Consider the following 18289-nt stretch of genomic DNA (forward strand, 5'->3'; position numbering starts at 1 on the left):
GCAATGACACAGTTTTATAGTTTTTAAAATACCCACAATCTGTTATTCGGGTTATTTTTATAATCCCTTCACAAACTCACGAATTGCGGCGCCCGGGTCTTGCTCTTTCATAAAGTTTTCGCCGATGAGGAAACCGTTGTAACCTGCTGCTTTAAGTTGTTTGATGGTATCGGTATTGCTGATGGCGCTTTCGGATATTTTGAGGAACTCGGTTGGGATGTGCTCAAATAGCTGGAACGAAGTTTCTACCGATACGGTAAAATCGGCCAGGTTGCGGTTGTTTACACCGATGGCGGTTAGGTTAGGATCGATTGAGCGTTGCAACTCTTCGAGGTTATGCACTTCGAGCAACACATTCAAGCCCAAACTTTTGGCTAAGGCCGACATGCTTTTGATCTCGGCAGGAGTTAGTATGGCCGCTATGAGCAGGATGATATCGGCACCCCAGGCTTTGGCTTCAATGATCTGGTATTCGTCGATCATGAAATCTTTGCGGAGGATAGGGATCTGGTTTACGGCGCGGGCTTTAAGCAGATCGATCTGCTGGCCCATGAAAAAGTCGGTATCTGTTAATACGGATAGAGCCGATGCTCCTGCCGCCGCGTAGGCGGTGGTTACATCCTCAACCGACACTTTATCGTTGATGATTCCTTTTGATGGGGAACGGCGCTTAAACTCGGCGATGATGCCGGTACGAGCAGGCGCCAGCAAAAAATCCCGGAAGGAATAGGTTCCGCTGTTAAAGGCTGCTGATTGCTCCAGTTCTGCTGTTGAGGTTTTAGCCTTAGCCGCTATTACTTCCTTTTTTTTATTGATGACGATTTGATCCAGTATGTTCATTTCAATATGGTGTTGTCATTGCGAGGAACGAAGCAATCGCGGACTATGCAAGTCCGATCTGCTTCCGTGCGATTGCTTCGTTCCTCGCAATGACATTTGTAAATTAGTTCGAGTTTACCCAGTTACCCATCATTTGCTTGCCGTATTCGGTCAGTACAGATTCCGGGTGAAACTGTACGCCGCGAACATCGTAAGTTTTGTGGCGCAGGGCCATAATGGAACCATCCTTTTCGTCGATTGCGGTTACTTCCAGTACATCGGGTAAACCATCGTTTGATACCACCCACGAATGATAACGGCCTACTTTAAACTCAGTTGGAAGCTCTTTGAAAACTATCTCGTTAGCATCAGTTACTTTGATAGGCGTAGCAATGCCATGCATTGGTCGGCTCAGGTTGTAAAGCGTTCCGCCAAAAACTTCGGCAATAGCCTGCTGGCCTAAACATACCCCGAAGATGCTTTTGGTTGGCGCGTATTGCTCAATTACTTTAAGCAGTAAACCGGCTTCGGACGGTATACCGGGACCGGGTGATAGGATGATCTTATCGAATGCTTCCACATCGGCTAATTCGAACTTATCGTTTCTCCAAACCTCACATTCCAGGCCAAGCTCGTTAACCAAGTGGACTAAGTTGTACGTAAAGGAATCGTAATTATCTATGATGAGTATTTTCATTTTAGTATCAAGTAGTTAGTATCAAGTAGCAAGATTTATTAAGTATTAAGGCTTTTTTGCAAACCATATATCATTTTTTGTATTTCTGTAACTAAGTTACAGGTAGTATTTAGTATTTCATTATTAATATATTCAAACTCTTTGGCAATTATTAGTTGTGTTTCCAATTCAAACGCTGAGCCTAAAGTAATGTTCAAAAACTGGTGGAGCTCTTTGCTTGACTTTCTCCCACATCCTTCGGCAATATTTGAAGGTATAGAAACCACCGCTCTATTCATTTGTGAGATCAAACCAAATCTTTCATCAGCAGGGAATGTTTTAGTTAATGTAAATATGGACTTCGATAACTCAATACCACTTTTCCAAACTTTAAGTTCTTTAAAATTATGCATGTAATCTTCTGTCTTGATACTTGATACTAAATACCTGCTACTACTACATTAATCGTTTGTGCCATATCAACGGCTTTGCGCAGGGCGGCAATTTTGTTGTTCACTTCCTGCAGTTCGTTTTCGGCGATGGAATCTGCTACGATACCGGCACCAGCCTGATAGTGTAGTACGTTGTTTTTGCTTAGGAATGAGCGGATCATGATGGCGTGGTTAAAATCACCGTTAAAGCCTACATAACCTATTGCTCCGCTGTAAAAGCTGCGTTTGGTTTTCTCGTTTTCGTCTATGATTTCCATAGCGCGGTATTTCGGTGCCCCGCTCAGTGTTCCTGCGGGGAAGGTATCGGCAACGATTTTGAAAGATGATACGCCCGGTTTCAATTTGCCACTTAGGTGTGATACCAGGTGGATGAGGTGCGAATAGTATTGAACTTCTTTAAAGGCCTTAACTTCTACATGTTCGCAATGGCGGCTTAGGTCGTTACGGGCCAGATCAACCAGCATCACGTGCTCGGCAGATTCTTTAGGGTCGTTTTCTAAACGGCGTGCTTCTTCAATATCGCTCTCATCGTTACCAGTACGTTTAATGGTTCCGGCTATTGGGAAGATGCTTGCCGTGCGATTTTTGATGGTGATCTGCGCCTCGGGCGATGAACCGAAGATGCGGAAGTTGCCGTAATCAAAGTAGAACAAATACGGTGATGGATTGATAGAGCGCAAGGCACGGTATACATTAAACTCATCGCCAAGGAATGATTTTGAGAAAGCGCGTGATGGTACGATCTGGAAAACATCACCACGGTAAATGTGTGTCTTCATTTTCTCTACCATATCCATAAATTCCTGGTTGGTTAGATTGGATTGTTCTTCGCCGGTTGCTTCAAAATGGTATTCGGGGAAGTTTTTGTTCTTGATCAAAAACTCAACCTTTTGCAAGCCGCCTTCGTTTTGAGCGCCCTCGTATTCGTTATGGAAAATGTAGAGTTCGTTTTTAAAATGATCTATCGCGATAATGTAGCGGTAAACATGGTATTGCATTTCGGGTATCCTGATATCGCTATCAATCTGTTTGAGTTTGATAGTTTCGAAATGCTCAACGGCTTCGTGGGTAAAGTAACCAAATAAGCCGTTTGATATAACCTTGAGCGGTGTTTCTTCGGCATCAAAAGCGGCGATGAAAGCCTCTATCTGGGTAACCAGATCAAAGCCACCTTTGCTGATGCTGTTGCTTGTTCCATCAGGATATTTGGTTTGCAGTTCGCCATCGGTTAGGGTTAAGCCCGCGATGGGTTCGCAGCAAACATAGCTTAAGCTATTTTCGCGACTGTGATAATCCGAGCTCTCTAACAGCAAAGCGTTAGGAAAAACATCGCGCAAGCGCAGGTATATGCTTACCGGCGTTGTGGTATCGGCCAGTAGCTTTTTGTAGGTTGTTGTTAATTTATATTGTGCCATTTTGTTGTTGATGCTAAATTATGATTAAAAAGAAAAACCCGGTCGATGGGTTTCGCCGGGTTCTCTATTAGGTTTAAAATTGATTAGATTTTTTTCAATAGACACAGATCATCCGGCTGCCACTATGTGGTGCCACCAATTACGGTTATTTGTGATTTGTATCATATTGTGGCGCAAATTTAGAAAGTTTTTTGAAAGCGCAAATTTTTATGCAAATTATTTTTTAAGCCGAAACGCCAAAGAATGGTCTGTGACTCTGAACAATAGCCACTACAACTATCAACAGGGCCAATCCGTAGAATATAAATACCGCACGGTGCTTAGCCTCTGGAAGTACCGCTTTTTTAGATTTACTATGGCCAATGGTAATTAACACAATGGCGAATATCATCATGGCTAAATGCTCAACCGTCCAATAACGGGTGGTAGCCTCTTTCATCGTTGTACTTCCAAATTGTACAAACGGGCTCAAAAAGTAAAGCACTATACCTAATAACAATTGAGTATGCGCCGATATCATGGCAAATAGATTGACCAGTCTGTTACCATTGGTATAAGGTTTTTTACCTAACATACCAGCTATAGATTGTATTAGGGCAAGCAGTACCAGTATCACTACTACATACCTGAAACCCGAGTGAAAATATTTGAAAAAGCCGTAAGCGTTCATGGCGAAATTATTGTTTGATGCGAATATACAAGAAATATTTATGCTGCTGATTGGGCCTTTGATGTAACAAATATATTATGATAAGGAATTATATTAATTTACTGATCTTTTAAAGATATATTAGAGCTTAAAACTGACCTTATAATGAAAAAAATTCTACTCTTTTGCTTCGCCCTTTTGGCGATGCATTACACGCGGGCACAAACCTATCCGGTTAACGGCTCGTGGGATGTGCGCCCAGGGCTCTACGCATTCACCAACGCAACCATTGTTGTTAGTGCCGATCAAACCATTATCAATGGCACCCTGCTAATTAAAGATCGTGTAATTGAAGACGTTGGACCGGGCCTCAGCATTCCAAAAGGCTATATTATTGTTAACCTGAAAGGCAAATTTGTTTACCCAAGCCTAATTGATGCCTATACAACCTATGGCACACCCGAAGCGGCACGCCAGGCATTTGGCCCGGGTGGCGGCGGAGGTGGTGGTTTCAATCGTGTATCTGTACCGGTTTCAACCAAACCTGGCCCGTACGGATGGAACGAATCTATCAAGCCCGAAATGAGCGCCAAAAGTGTTTTCCATGCAGATGCTACAAAAGCCGCTGACCTGAAAAAAAATGGTTTTGGTGTGGTACAATCATTAATACATGATGGTATTGCCCGCGGCACTTCTATAGCAGTTACTTTAGGCGACGAGCGCGATAATTTTGTAATGTTGAATGATAACGTAGCTGCACATTACTCATTTAGCAAAGGTACTGCGGCTACCAACTATCCATCATCGTTAATGGGCAGCATCGCTTTATTGCGCCAAACCTATTATGATGCGCAATGGTATAAAACTCAAAAAGAGGAATATAATATCTCGTTAGATGAGTTTAATAAAACGCAAGGCCTGCCACAAATTTTTGAAGCTACCGACCCGCTGAATATTATGCGAGCCAATAAGATAGCTAAAGAGTTTGGCAAAACCTACATCTTTAAAACCGATGGTAAGGAATACCAGCGCATTAATGATATGAAAGCTACCGCCAGCAGTTTCATTATTCCGCTTACCTTCCCCGGCACTTATGATGTTGAGGACCCTTTTGATGCCCGTAACGTAAGCTACGCGCAAATGAAAGACTGGGAGCTATCGCCAACCAACCCGGCTATTTTAGAAAAAGCGGGTATCAACTTCGCCATCACTACTTATGGTTTGGAGAACTCACGCGATTTTTGGACCAATCTGCGTAAAGCGATAGATTACGGTCTAACTCAAAAACAAGCCCTAAAAGCACTGACCGAAATACCGGCAAGCATGTTAGGCATTAGTGATAAAGTTGGAACATTAGCTAAAGGTAAAATGGCCAACTTCATTATCACATCGGATACGTTGTTTAAAAAAGACGTTGTGATCTATGAGAACTGGATAGAGGGCCGCCAGTATGTTGCCAGCAAAATGGATATTTCTGATCTGCGTGGTGCATATACCTTAAACGGCGATGGCTTATCCAACGTCAAATTGAACGTTACCGGAACACCAGGAACATATATATTAAGCGTTGAACGCGATAGCACCCGCGCTCAGGGTACATTTACCCGTACGGGAGATGCTGTAAGTATCAACTTCGATTTAAAGGTGAACCCGGCAGGTACTATCCGTTTAAACGGATATATTGAAAAGACATCGCCAATCACTATCCGTGGCGAGGCTGTGTTGCCTGATGGTACGGCATCACACTGGACAGCTACTTATACCGGTCCCGCGCAAGCGGCTGGCCCGGGTGGCTTTGGTAGTCGCCGTGGTGGCGATGCTACAGTGGCAACTAAACCTAACACCAGCGTAGGCCCTGTAGTGTATCCGTTTGTTGCTTATGGCAATGTCGAACTCCCAAAAGCAGAAACGGTATTGTTTAAAAATGCCACCGTTTGGACAAACGAGGCAGAAGGCATCCTTAAAAATGCTGATGTACTGATAGAGAATGGCAAGATCAAAGCTGTAGGTAAAAATCTGGCTGCAGGTAATGCCAAAGTTATTGATGCTACAGGCAAACATATTTCGGCCGGTATTGTGGACGAACACTCACACATTGCAGGCTCAGGTGGTATTAATGAAGGCACCCAAGCTGTAACCGCCGAAGTACGCATAGCGGATGTGATCAACTCTGAGGATATCGACCTGTATCGCCAATTAGCCGGTGGGGTCACTACATCGCACATTTTACATGGCTCGGCTAATCCTATCGGTGGTCAAAACCAACTGATCAAACACCGCTGGGGTGTTAACCCCGAGGAAATGAAATTTGAAGGTTCTGATGGCTTCATCAAATTCGCTTTGGGCGAAAACGTGAAACAAAGCAATAGCCCGCAACAGTTTGGCCCTAATGTTCGTTTTCCGCAAACGCGTATGGGTGTTGAGCAGGTTTATATTGATGCCTTTACCCGTGCTAAAGAATACAAAACGGCACGCGCCGTAAAAGGTAACACCGTTCGCCGTGACCTGGAGTTGGATGCTTTGGTTGAGATACTGGATAGCAAGCGTTTTATCACCTGCCACTCTTACATACAATCGGAGATCAACATGCTGATCCATGTTGCCGATTCGCTGGGCTTTAAGATCAATACCTTCACCCATATTTTAGAGGGTTATAAGGTTGCCGATAAAATGAAAGCGCATAACATAGCAGGTTCAACCTTTAGCGATTGGTGGGCATATAAAATGGAGGTTGTTGAAGCAATCCCGTACAACGGAAAGCTGATGCACGAAGTTGGTGTACTAACCGGTTTTAACTCGGATGATGCCGAAATGGCCCGTCGCCTAAACCAGGAAGCTGGTAAAGCGGTAACCTACGGTAACATGAGCGAAGAAGAAGCTTTGAAGTTAGTAACACTTAACCCGGCTAAAATGCTGCACGTTGATAAACGCATTGGCAGTTTGAAGGCAGGTAAAGATGCCGACTTAGTAGTCTGGTCGGCAGATCCGCTTTCTATTTATGCTGTTGCTGAGAAGACTTATGTTGATGGTATACCTTATTGGGATATTGAAAAGGATGCCACCAAACAGAAGGCGCTGAAAGCCGAAGAAGGTCGTTTGATCCAGAAAATGATTGAAGCTAAAAACAGTGGCGCGCCAACTACAAGGGCATTCACACCACGCCGCCGCCAATACGAGTGCGAAACTACAGAAGACGACGAAGCACAATTTGTAACAGGTTTAGGCTATTCACAAGATTCAAGTAAATAATCGCATAGCAATTAAAATCATGAAAAAAGTATTTTTAAGTTTCGGAGGATTATTGCTGGGCACTATCCTTACATACGGTCAGGCCAATATTGTTCCTGCCAAAGCACAATCACAAGCTATTGTAATAACAGGCGCCACCATACATGTTGGTAATGGCCTGGTTATCGAAAATGGTTACATCGCCTTTGATAAAGGTAAAATTACAGCCATTGGCAGCGGCATGGCTCCGGCAACACCGGGGGTGCAGGTAATTGATGCCAAAGGCAAACAAGTTTACCCAGGCTTCATAGCACCGATGACCACCTTAGGTTTAGTAGAAGTTGAAGAAGGCGCACGTGGTACGGTTGACGATTCGGAAACAGGTGATCTGAATCCTAACGTTCGTTCACTCATCGCTTATAACACCGATTCAAAGGTTACGCCAACAGTACGGTCTAACGGTGTCTTATTGGCGCAGCCGGTACCATCGGGCGGGTTGATCTCGGGTCAATCATCTGTAGTGCAGCTTGATGCCTGGAACTGGGAAGATGCCGCTTATAAAAAGGACATGGCTATCCATTTGAACTGGCCAATCGCACGTGCAGGCCGTGGCAGAAGGCAACAGGTGGCCTTGCCGGGTGCCGAATCGGCGGCAGATAGGGCGCAAAGGATTTTGGATGAGTTGGACAAGTATTTTGTGGAAGCCAAAGCTTATGCCGAGTTGCCAAAACCAGCGGTAACCAATCTGCGTTTTGAGGCAATGAAAGGTTTGTTTGACGGATCGAAAAAGCTGTTTGTAATTGCCGATGGTTCTAAGGAGATCATCCAGGCGGTAGCTTTTGGTAAAAAGATGAATGTATCGGTTGTAATAGTAGGCGGTAAAGAATCGTACCTGGTTGCCGATATTTTGAAGGCAAACAATGTATCAGTAATCATCCGCGAAACGCAGGCACTTCCCGATAAGGATGAAGATGATGTATACCTGCCATACAAACTCCCTAAAATTTTGCAGGATGCGGGTGTACTATACGGTTTAACCGGAACAGGTTTTTGGCGCCAGCGTAACCTGCCATTTGAGGCTGGCCAGGCTGTTAGTTATGGCTTAACTAAAGAACAGGCCGTATCAATGATCACCCTGAATAACGCCAAAATATTAGGTATAGATAAAACCACTGGTAGTTTAGAAACCGGTAAAGATGCCAACCTGTTTATATCTGGTGGTGATGCTTTGGACATGATTAGCATCAACGTTCAAACCGCTTTTATACAAGGCCGGAGCATTAATCTGGATAATTTACACAAGCAATTGTATAGGAAGTTTAGCGATAAGTATGGATTGAAAGCTAATTAAGTTTATTAGCTTCCCACTTATTAACTAGTAAAGTCTGCTTATTACACTCCTTGATAGTGCGTAATGGTAATTACCCCTTTTAGGCAACCTTAAAAACCAACAACCGCATTAAAATGGCCCCGGGAATCAACCGGGGCCATATATACTCACTTAATCAAACCTATAAATCTGTATCCTTTATCTTATCAGGGTAAATGATATATAAGGTTTTTGGGTATTTGTTTTACCACTATAACCGCTGGAATACGCGGCATACGTACGTCTGTCAAGCGGTACACTTGTACTTGTGTAAACAGCTAATACTGTTGCCGCTGTTTTAGCAGCACCTGCTGGCCTTATTTTCCAGTTTTTGATTACGCCTGATTTCATTAAGAAGTCAGGTGAGCTTTGCAGGTATGCAACATTGCCTACGATTAATGAATCCGTACTTTGATCGACAGCAGTAGCTAAAGTAGCGCCATAATAAAGATCAATAGCCGGAACGTTAGGCATCAAATTGATAAAATGGAACCTTGCACTCAATGAATCCGGGCGGGCAAAAGTTTCTTCTGTTAAAATAGCTTTTTCTGTGGCAGCCGTATCCGTAACATGTAATACATAACTTTTTCCTGCACTTAATTGAACATTAGTTGTAAATAACTCTAAAGAGTCAGTACCATTATCAATTTTGTGAGGCAATGCTACCGAGAATTTTACATCGCCAGAATTTACCTGCATAAAATCGGCGGTACTACCACCACCGGTATTGTAGCCACCACCCGGGAAAGGTGTTCTGCCTGTAACCAGGTAACTTATACGCTGATCGTTAATTTTGAAATAAACCAACCGGTTATTAGCGTACTGTGATGCGTAATTGATTTTTAAGAGCGACTGGCTCGCACCATCAAATTTTTCTATATCGCCGTAGTTTAATCTGTTCTTCACACAGCCAAAAATTACAACGGATACGATGGCCAGGGCGCAAACAGTTATTATTGAGATCTTTTTCATTGTTTGATTTCTTTAAAATATTAACATTATGGTGTAGTCAAACTAAACCACATTTCCTGGGTATTATAATTAGATAAATCACCACCAAATTTTGCCAACTCAGCAAGGTTCCATACATACTCCGAGTTATAACGTGGCCTTAAACGATATGACATTTTACCGCCGTTGGTGGCCGATAAAGGCAATGCCGAAGGCGAAGTAGGCAACGAAAAGTTTGGATAGATTAAAGGATCGTAATGATATTTTCTCAAATCGCACCACGTTTCAATACCACCCCATCCCCATAAGGCTATGTATTTTTGCTGCATGATATCCGACTTAGTTAGAGTTGCCGCGCTTTGGGCTACTTCCGAAGATGTCATGTAAGCAGTAATATCTGCTGCGGCTATCACTAGATCTGGCGTAGCTTGTGTACGGCCGTAAGTATTATAAAAGTCAAATGTAGCGCGTATTGCATTAGTATACGTTGGATAGGCCACGGTTGCACCACTTTTTATAAACTGTGCCTCGGCTTTAATAAATTGTAATTCGGCATAGGTCATTATTGGATAGCGGGCTCTATCTGTAAACATGTATTTGCCGTTATATCCAACAGTGGTACCCGTAGCTAATTGCCCCAAAATTGGAGGGACGTTTGTAGGAGTAAAAAGCCCTGGCGTAACGCCAACATATATTGGCGAAGTTGTTGCCGCTGTTGTACCCGGAGTTAAAAACCTGCTAAAACGAGGGTCTAACGAAGTGGTTGGCGATGGTGTTGCCGTACCTTTGATACCGCCGGTCAACATTTTTAATATAGTAGTGGTTTGTCTTCCGTAATAAGATGCCTGACTACCGGTGGCAGATAACCAACCCGAGTTTAACTTGGGCGCGTTAAGTACACCAAAGGGGTTAGCATCGGCAACGTTTGATGCTGTAAAGTAAATTGTGGCATCGTCACTAACACTGGTGAATGAAAGATCGGCGTATTTAGTAACACTATCAGCCAATGCGGTTGGAAAATTTGGTTTATTAACTAAGTGCCCATATTGTAAGGCCAGTAAACCATAGCAAAATTTCTTCCATTTTGTTTTATCACCTCTGTAAATGTTATCACCTGTAGCAAGTACCGCTAATGACGCTGCAGGGCTCGGGGATGGGTCCGTCATGTTAAAATAACGGATAGCCTGGTCAACCCACTCACGTACGCGTTGATAAACAACAGGCTGATCCTGATAGTGGAAAGTTAATTGGTTTGGCGTAAAGGCTTCATCAAGTACTATTGGCCCATAGGCATCGGTAGTTGTTTGATATGCCCAGGCTTTCATGGCGTAACCAATACCCGCGTACTCCCATTTTTGGTTGGCTACCGCGTCTTTGATCATGTTCTCAAGGTTAATACCAAGGTCGTAATAGGTCATGCGCCACATTACACCACTTACATCGCTCGATCCTACGTAACCTTGCCTCTCCCAAATGTATGCTACATCATCATTGACAACGCCGGCCATGTTTTGGGTCAACTTTGATACCGCCCTTTCGTAATCCTGTCCTGTGCCATTAGCCATTTGAAACTGCATTGGCGGCAAAAGTATCTCGGCCTTAACCACCTGTGGTACTGCCGGGTTTGAGTTGATATCCAGATATTTGTTACAGCCTGAAGTAAAAACCAAAGCTGTTAACAGTGCTGATATTTTATATATTTTCTTCATCTTTTTTCTTCTTCTTAAAGTTTAACGGTAAAGCCTAAATTGAAACCTATAGGTTTACCTACGTTACCATAATCAATACCGTAACCACCTATACCGCCCGAACTTGCGTTGGTGGCATTACTTTCAGGGTCGGTGCCAGAGTAGTTGGTAATTAATACCGCATCGGTTACTGTAAAGGTTACTGCCAGGCTCTTAACAAAACCTAACTTATGTAATGCTGATTGTGGTAGATTGTAACGCAAAGTAGCATCGCGCAACCTTAAAGCTTTGATATTGTGCTCAACAAACATTTCGGGTGCTACGTTAGTAGTATAGTAGTTAGATATAGCGTAAGGTGTTAACGATATGGTGTTAGGTGTTGGATGATCGGTATTTTCAAGTCCATCTTTCAATACACCGGTAATCACCCTTGGAGTTTCCCTGTCAAGCGTTTTGGTACTGATCTCCCTTGTATAGTTTTCGTACTCGGTATCGTTTATCACATCTCCGCCCCAGCGTAAATCCCAAAGGAAAGATAAGCTTAAGCTTTTATATTTGAAAGTGTTAACCAAACCTGAAGTAAATAAAGGTATCCTATCACCAATAGGGTAGAAGGTGGCATCAGATACAGTTGGCATACCGGTTGTTGGGCTGATTAAAATTTGACCAGCCTTGTTCCTATCAAAACGGGTACCTGTTACGTTACCAGTACTTGCTCCTGGCGAAGCCGCGCTTCTTAAGTTACCTACAACCCAGGTATCAGAGTCGTAAAGCTCAGGCAACTGGTTGGCTATCGAAACTACGGTACCTTTATATTGGGTATAGGTAAGGCTTAAATCCCAGCTAAAGTTTTTGGACCTGATCGGTGTTCCGGTTATTTGAGCCTCAAAACCCCTGTTTCTAACCGTACCGCCGTTCAATAATTCTAATACGAAACCGCTGGCATAACTTAAACGCGGGTTAATGATCTGGTCGGCGCTGGTTAAGTTAAAGAAGTTGAAGTCGACACCCAAACGGCCGTTAAACATTTGCGCTTCGATACCTGTTTCAAAGTTTTTAGATGTTTCTGGCTTCAATGTGGCATTACCCGCGTTAACACTCAGGTAATAACCGCCACCTGTTGTAGAGGCTGATACGTAATTTGTACCTAAAGCGTATTCGCGATAAGGCTCTTTACCGGTAAGGGCGTATGATGCACGAAGCTTAGCATTATCAAGCCAAGGCAAAGCGTCTTTAACCTTTTTTATCTCGCTAAAGTTAAATGCCATACTGGCTGATGGGTAGGCAAAGTATGGATGTGCCTCGGCAGTAGTACCGGTATTGGCGTTCAGGCTTGGAAATAACCTTGAAGTACCATCAACACGGCCGGTTAAGGTTAAATATAATAGAGCCTTGTAACCAAATATAGTTTGTGCGAATGCACCCACATTGCGGAAGCGTATGATAGAGTTATAAGCGTTCCTGGTAGTAGGTAGGGTGTTGTTAATACTGTAAAAGTTAGGGTCGTAAAAATTGGTACCTGATTGCGACTGTGTATTGGAATTAAAATCGTTAAAGCTACCACCAATAACGTATTGGCCGCTAAAATTTGCTCCAAACTTGCTTTTTGCCGAAGCCGTTAACGAACCGTTATACAACTTATCAAATTTTTGATAATTGAGTATATAACCACCGGTAGGTGCAGATGCACTACCCGAGCCTTTATATGATTGACCATTGTAAACTTGTATGCCAGCGGTTGAAGCTATATCGGCACCAAATATGCCGGTTACGGTAACCCATTTTGTAGGTTTTAACTGTATATTAACGTTGCCTAAAATACGATCGGTTTTATCTACAGCGGGATCTTTATTTACATCCCATAGTGGGTTATCATACTCACTGAAAATTGAGGAATAGTGCAATAAACGCGTTCCATCAGGATTTTGATATTGCCTGATATCAAACGAAGGGTTAAACCTGGCCAACTGCATTAAAATTCCGTTAGGGCCTTTATTTACCTTATTGTTAACAGCGTTGGTGTAAGCAAAAGTGTTTGTGATCTTAAGCCATGGTGTAACTACGGCGCTGGCAGTTATACGGCTCGAAAAGCGTTTATAAGCCGATGTTGGAACAACACCGTTTTGGTTTGAATACTCGTTTGACCAACGGTAGGTATATTTATCTGTTCCGCCCTCAATAGCAACATTCTGTTTTGATGTGAATGCGGTTTGATAAAACTCGTTAATATTATCATATATCTGCGTTCCGGGTAAAAACCGCGGACCACCAAATACGGTAGAACTGGCAAATACACCACTTGTACCAGAGTTATACACGGTTTGAAACTGAGGGAACTTGTTTAAGCGCTCTAACCTTTCGCTTGTTGTATAAGTGATACTGGCCACACCCGCTTTACCTTTTTTAGTGGTGATCAATATAGCACCACCCGCGCCCGCGCTACCATATAATGCAGTAGCCTCCGGGCCTTTCATTATAGTATAGCTTTCTATATCATACGGGTTGATATCCATGGCACGGTTTGAATAATCCTGATCGCGGTTAGCCGCACCGGATACCAATTGACTGGTTTGGTTAAGTGTTGTATTGTTAACCGGAACACCATCTACAACGATCAACGCGTTATTATCGCCACTGATAGAAGTAAAACCACGCAAAACGATCTGGGCTGATGCGCCTGGGTTACCGCTGGTGCTATTAATGGATAAGCCCGGCACACGGCCTTGCAAACCACCAAAAAAATCTTCACGTTGGGTTTCGGATACCTCGTCGCCTTTTACCGTAGGCGTTGAATAACCAAGACTCGGCTTATTCCTTTCGATACCATAGGCCGTTACCACAACCTCGGTTAAGGCTGTTCCTTCAGATTCTGCAAGAGTAACATTGTAAGTGCCAGCTGTACCAACAGTAACATCTTTACTTACATATCCGATGAACGAAAACACCAGCACTTGGCCATTATTTGCTCTGATAGAATAAGTACCATCGGCATTGGAAATGGCAATAATAGCCGAATTTTTAACTTTGATGGTAACTCCGGGAATGGGTGTACCATCTTTTTCATTGGTAACTTTTCCTTTAACTGTAGTTTGCGCCATAACCTGCATGGCACAGCAACTAATCAGCAAGAAAAGAATGAGTAGATTTTTTTTCATACTTGAGTTTATTTATAGTTGTTATTTAGTTGAAAATTAATTGAACCATTGAAGAGCATATCCCAAAACACTAACCATCCTCAAACTCACAACAGCTACGTAACAATAAAAAAGCAATGTATAATGAAAAATAATAAACCGTAAGTGCCGTTTAGATTTTCAGATAACTGTTTTTATACTAAAATCAATCGGGGTATACGGGCAAACGTGCAATAACATGCAGGCCCCTGTTTGCAAAATATGAACTGCAAGGCTAATTTAAATAAAAATTATTTTATTATTTGCATGTTTCAGACAATTTAATTTTTAAAATCCGCAAAAAAATGCAACTTTAAATAAAATCTAAATAAGCCTTAAACAAAATGCTCAAAAAAGAACGACACGCTTTAATTATCAAAGAAATAAATCTGCATAATAAAGTATTATCATCCGATCTGGCCCTGCAACTCAATGTATCCGAAGATACCATCCGCCGCGACCTTAATGAGATGGATGAAGCGGGTACAATTGTTAAAGTGCATGGCGGCGCATTATCCCGCTCATATCATTACCCATTTCAACAAAACGACATTTATGCAGGCGAGGCCAAAAAAGAGATCGCTAAAAAAGGCATGGACCTGATAAAAGATGGCATGGTGGTTTTAACCGGCGGCGGTACTACCGTTTTGCAAATGGTTGGCATGTTGCCGCCAACCCGCACGGCTACTATATTTACCATTAGTCCGTTGGTAGCATTGCAACTGGCAGACCACCCTTTAATTACGGTGATATTAATAGGCGGCCAATTTTCAAAAAACTCGCAGGTATGTGTAGGCACGCAGGTTGTGAGCTATTTAAGCGAGATCCGTTTCGACATCTGCTTTTTAGGTACCAACGGCATTTCAATAGGCGATGGATTGACCGATTCTGACCTGGATATTGTTCAGGTAAAAAAGGCGATGATCAAAGCTTCAAATAAACTGGCTATTATGTGTGTTGCCGAAAAGCTGAACACCGTACAACGCATGCGCGTTTGCGAGCTGCACCAGATAGATTGCCTGATAACCGATCTGGAACCTGATGATAGCGCCCTTAACGCCTACCGCCGCGAAAACATACAGTTATATTAATACTATATCGGAAAGCTGAATTTCCCCATTAAAACCTGGGGATTACTGCCTATTGTAATAGGTTCGCCGCAAAGGGCTTCGTTTCCTAAAAGGGCGAACAATATAGCCTCTTTGGCGTCGGGCTGTATACCCAGTTCGCTGGTATTGCCAATAACAACATCGGGTAATAACCGTTGCAATTGCTGCATTACGAACGGGTTATGAGCGCCGCCGCCACTGGCAAATAGTTTTGCCCCTTGCGGGATATTGAATTGCATAACCGCATTAGCAATAGTTTGCGCGGTAAACAGGCTTATAGTAGCCACAATATCCGAAGGAACTATACCGATAGTATGAGATCGCTGTTGCGCTTTACGTAAATACTCCAGATTAAACAACTCCGGGCCGGTAGTTTTGGGTAACACCTCATTAAAAAACGGATGATCAAGCAGAGCATTTAATAGATTATCATTCACCGTTCCCGATAAGGCTATCTTTGAATCCTCATCATAAGCCCTATCAAAGTACAGCTTACACACAGCATCTATCATGGTATTACCCGGGCCAATGTCGGTACACATTACTCTCGAAGTATCCCCATCTCCCGGAAGAAAAGTTAAATTAGCAATACCACCTATATTTAACAATACCCGGTTCTCCCCAGTTTTACTTCCCAAAATCACATCACCATATAAAGCCAGCGGGGCACCTTGTCCGCCGCCTGCAATATGTTTCTGCCTGAAATCGCTAATGGTCAGTATCCCGGTTTTAACCGCTATATGGTCACCATCGCCAATTTGTAATGTAGCGTTGGGGTAATCAACTTGCCCGTGCAAACTTTTAGGCGCATGGTATATGGTTTGGCCGTGGCTGGCAATAAAATCAACATCCCCGGCATTGATCTTCCACTCCGATAAACAGGTAAGTATCAATGCACCATGATAACTCCCGATAAAAGCATTCAGCAGAGTAAGCTTTTCCAAATCAACCATCTTTTTAGAGAACACCTCCCGCACTTCACTCTTAAAATCATCAGGGTACGGTATGGTTTCAAAAGCTACCAACTCAAAACTCGTATTCAATCCACTCCCGGCAAAACGGCAAAACGCAACATCCAAACCATCCAGCGATGTACCCGACATAAGCCCGATACCCAACCGCTCCGCCTTTTGTGCCGATTGGAATAAACGCTGTAAATTTGAGTTGAGCCTATTCATTTAAACCAAAGATGTGCAATTACTTCGATAACCCGAATAACAAATTATGCCTGCCTGTCGGCAGACAGGGGTATTTATGGGTGTTTCAAAAAACCACTCAAGCCAAAGGGGGGATAAAGTAGGAATTTTAAAGTCTTGATTTCCTGTCTGCCGACAGGCAGGCTGATTCTCAACTCTTGATTCTTCCAAAGGGAGGGGGATAAAGTAAGATTTTTTTAATTCTTATTCCTTGCTCTTTATTCTCAAACCTCTCCTAACACAAAAATACGAAAAATCCTTCAAATAGGTATAAGATCAATTGACATTCAACTCTTAATTCCCTGTCTGCCAACAGGCGGGCTACCTTTACTTCTTGATTCTCATTTACTATATTTGTTAAAACCAACACCAAACCATGGCCCAACAAACCCTTGCTCCCGATGCAAAACTGAATAACAGGCTATTATCGCTCGATGTATTTCGCGGCTTAACCGTTGCCGGGATGATACTGGTGAATAACCCCGGCGATTGGGGCCACATTTATGCTCCGCTTGAGCATGCAACGTGGAATGGATGTACACCTACCGATCTGATATTCCCTTTCTTCCTGTTCATCGTAGGCGTATCCATCGTGTTCGCCATGGAAACTAAAAAGGCTGATACCGCTAACCATAGCAAATTATTGATAAGCGTGATCAGGCGCGGAGCTATATTGATCGCTTTAGGTTGGTTTTTAGCCTTATACCCCAAATTCAATTTCAGCACTATGCGTATCCCCGGCGTATTGCCGCGCATAGGTTTAGTATTCGCTATTTGCGGGATCATCTTTGTAAAAACCGAACGCAAAACCCAACTTATTCTGTTCTGGACATTCCTGATCCTGTACTTTATATTAATGACTTTTATACCCGTTCCGGGAATAGGCTACGCCAACCTGCAACCCGAAACCAACCTGGGTGCCTGGGTAGATCGTACCTTAATAGGTAGCGCACACCTCTGGAAATCATCCGTAACCTGGGATCCCGAAGGTTTATTAGGAACAATCCCCGCCTGTGGTACAACCTTGTTCGGCATACTAATAGGCACCTGGCTAAAACGGAAAGATAAAGACGAACCCACAAAAGTTACCTGGATGTTTTGCGTAGGCTTAGGCGCGGTAATATTAGGCTTACTATGGGATCTGTTCTTCCCCATCAACAAAGCCCTCTGGACAAGCTCATACGTACTCTACGCCGGCGGACTGGCAACCCTCGGCCTCGCCTTTTGCTACTGGATAATTGATGTACAGGGCTACAAACGCTTCACCCAGGCATTTGTAGTATACGGCGTAAATGCCATCACCGTATTCTTTTTATCAGCATTTATTGTAAAATCAGCAGCATTGATCAAAGTAGGCGATAAGCAGCAAGGCATTCTGCAATACTGTTATCAACATGGCTTCGCACCCTATTTTTCACCGGTCAACGCCTCACTGGCCTGGGCCATTTGCATGGTGCTCTTCTTTATGCTGATACTAACCTGGATGTATAAAAAGAAGATTATTATTAAGGTGTAGGTAAGCTCCCCTAGGCCGCGCGTCATTGCGAGGTACGAAGCAATCCCT

Annotated in this window: 13 protein-coding genes; 4 read left to right on the forward strand and 9 right to left on the reverse strand. The window is 43.2% G+C overall.

Translation table 11 applies throughout. The features are described 5' to 3' along the window. Window positions 1-57 precede the first annotated feature (57 nt). From trpC to ABIN91_RS24210, 5 genes are all read right to left on the reverse strand, one after another. Window positions 58-840, reverse strand: coding sequence for an indole-3-glycerol phosphate synthase TrpC (trpC, locus tag ABIN91_RS24190; protein WP_348054288.1), 783 nt, complete (start codon window positions 838-840; stop codon window positions 58-60). Window positions 841-943: 103 nt separating this feature from the next. After that, window positions 944-1516 (reverse strand): aminodeoxychorismate/anthranilate synthase component II, encoded by a 573-nt coding sequence (locus ABIN91_RS24195; RefSeq protein WP_348054289.1) that lies wholly within the window; start codon window positions 1514-1516, stop codon window positions 944-946. A gap of 38 nt (window positions 1517-1554) precedes the next feature. After that, window positions 1555-1908 (reverse strand): four helix bundle protein, encoded by a 354-nt coding sequence (locus tag ABIN91_RS24200; RefSeq protein WP_348054290.1) that lies wholly within the window; start codon window positions 1906-1908, stop codon window positions 1555-1557. 26 nt (window positions 1909-1934) lie between these two features. Next, entirely contained in the window at window positions 1935-3362 is a 1428-nt protein-coding gene (locus ABIN91_RS24205) for an anthranilate synthase component I family protein (protein WP_348054291.1), read from the reverse strand. 223 nt (window positions 3363-3585) lie between these two features. After that, entirely contained in the window at window positions 3586-4032 is a 447-nt protein-coding gene (locus tag ABIN91_RS24210; protein ID WP_348054292.1) for a cytochrome B, read from the reverse strand. A 144-nt stretch (window positions 4033-4176) separates the two neighbouring features. Here ABIN91_RS24210 and ABIN91_RS24215 point away from each other — a divergent pair, with 144 nt between their 5' ends. Next, window positions 4177-7260 carry an amidohydrolase family protein gene (locus ABIN91_RS24215; RefSeq protein ID WP_348054293.1) on the forward strand — a complete coding sequence of 1028 codons (3084 nt, stop codon included), beginning with the start codon at window positions 4177-4179 and terminating at the stop codon, window positions 7258-7260. Between the two features lie 19 nt (window positions 7261-7279). Further along, window positions 7280-8590: an amidohydrolase family protein gene (locus ABIN91_RS24220; RefSeq protein WP_348054294.1), complete on the forward strand. Its 1311-nt coding sequence runs from the start codon at window positions 7280-7282 to the stop codon at window positions 8588-8590. A gap of 177 nt (window positions 8591-8767) precedes the next feature. On the opposite strand, the gene ABIN91_RS24225 is transcribed toward ABIN91_RS24220, so the two are convergent. The 3 genes from ABIN91_RS24225 to ABIN91_RS24235 are packed head-to-tail and all read right to left on the reverse strand — an operon-like array spanning window position 8768 to window position 14402. Further along, window positions 8768-9580, reverse strand: coding sequence for a DUF4397 domain-containing protein (locus ABIN91_RS24225; RefSeq protein WP_348054295.1), 813 nt, complete (start codon window positions 9578-9580; stop codon window positions 8768-8770). A gap of 26 nt (window positions 9581-9606) precedes the next feature. Further along, a complete protein-coding gene (locus tag ABIN91_RS24230; RefSeq protein ID WP_348054296.1) occupies window positions 9607-11268 on the reverse strand; it encodes a SusD/RagB family nutrient-binding outer membrane lipoprotein in 1662 nt (553 codons plus the stop codon). Between the two features lie 14 nt (window positions 11269-11282). Continuing rightward, on the reverse strand, window positions 11283-14402 hold the full coding sequence (locus ABIN91_RS24235) for a SusC/RagA family TonB-linked outer membrane protein (protein ID WP_348054298.1): 3120 nt from the start codon (window positions 14400-14402) through the stop codon (window positions 11283-11285). A gap of 362 nt (window positions 14403-14764) precedes the next feature. Here ABIN91_RS24235 and ABIN91_RS24240 point away from each other — a divergent pair, with 362 nt between their 5' ends. Further along, on the forward strand, window positions 14765-15511 hold the full coding sequence (locus ABIN91_RS24240; RefSeq protein WP_348054300.1) for a DeoR/GlpR family DNA-binding transcription regulator: 747 nt from the start codon (window positions 14765-14767) through the stop codon (window positions 15509-15511). Between the two features lie 2 nt (window positions 15512-15513). Here the strand turns inward: ABIN91_RS24240 and ABIN91_RS24245 are convergent, their stop codons facing one another. After that, window positions 15514-16707, reverse strand: coding sequence for an anhydro-N-acetylmuramic acid kinase (locus ABIN91_RS24245; protein ID WP_348054301.1), 1194 nt, complete (start codon window positions 16705-16707; stop codon window positions 15514-15516). Window positions 16708-17101: 394 nt separating this feature from the next. On the opposite strand from ABIN91_RS24245, the gene ABIN91_RS24250 reads away from it, so the two are divergent. Next, a complete protein-coding gene (locus ABIN91_RS24250) occupies window positions 17102-18241 on the forward strand; it encodes a DUF5009 domain-containing protein (RefSeq protein ID WP_348054302.1) in 1140 nt (379 codons plus the stop codon). Window positions 18242-18289 lie beyond the last annotated feature (48 nt).

Source organism: Mucilaginibacter sp. (assembly GCF_039921305.1).
Lineage (GTDB): Bacteria > Bacteroidota > Bacteroidia > Sphingobacteriales > Sphingobacteriaceae > Mucilaginibacter.

Excerpts from the sequence above, each read along its gene's own strand:
- trpC (WP_348054288.1), bottom strand. The coding sequence starts at position 840 with ATGAACATACTGGATCAAATCGTCATCAATAAAAAAAAGGAAGTAATA.
- ABIN91_RS24195 (WP_348054289.1), bottom strand. The coding sequence starts at position 1,516 with ATGAAAATACTCATCATAGATAATTACGATTCCTTTACGTACAACTTA.
- ABIN91_RS24200 (WP_348054290.1), bottom strand. The coding sequence starts at position 1,908 with ATGCATAATTTTAAAGAACTTAAAGTTTGGAAAAGTGGTATTGAGTTA.
- ABIN91_RS24205 (WP_348054291.1), bottom strand. The coding sequence starts at position 3,362 with ATGGCACAATATAAATTAACAACAACCTACAAAAAGCTACTGGCCGAT.
- ABIN91_RS24210 (WP_348054292.1), bottom strand. The coding sequence starts at position 4,032 with ATGAACGCTTACGGCTTTTTCAAATATTTTCACTCGGGTTTCAGGTAT.
- ABIN91_RS24215 (WP_348054293.1), top strand. The coding sequence starts at position 4,177 with ATGAAAAAAATTCTACTCTTTTGCTTCGCCCTTTTGGCGATGCATTAC.
- ABIN91_RS24220 (WP_348054294.1), top strand. The coding sequence starts at position 7,280 with ATGAAAAAAGTATTTTTAAGTTTCGGAGGATTATTGCTGGGCACTATC.
- ABIN91_RS24225 (WP_348054295.1), bottom strand. The coding sequence starts at position 9,580 with ATGAAAAAGATCTCAATAATAACTGTTTGCGCCCTGGCCATCGTATCC.
- ABIN91_RS24230 (WP_348054296.1), bottom strand. The coding sequence starts at position 11,268 with ATGAAGAAAATATATAAAATATCAGCACTGTTAACAGCTTTGGTTTTT.
- ABIN91_RS24235 (WP_348054298.1), bottom strand. The coding sequence starts at position 14,402 with ATGAAAAAAAATCTACTCATTCTTTTCTTGCTGATTAGTTGCTGTGCC.
- ABIN91_RS24240 (WP_348054300.1), top strand. The coding sequence starts at position 14,765 with ATGCTCAAAAAAGAACGACACGCTTTAATTATCAAAGAAATAAATCTG.
- ABIN91_RS24245 (WP_348054301.1), bottom strand. The coding sequence starts at position 16,707 with ATGAATAGGCTCAACTCAAATTTACAGCGTTTATTCCAATCGGCACAA.
- ABIN91_RS24250 (WP_348054302.1), top strand. The coding sequence starts at position 17,102 with ATGGCCCAACAAACCCTTGCTCCCGATGCAAAACTGAATAACAGGCTA.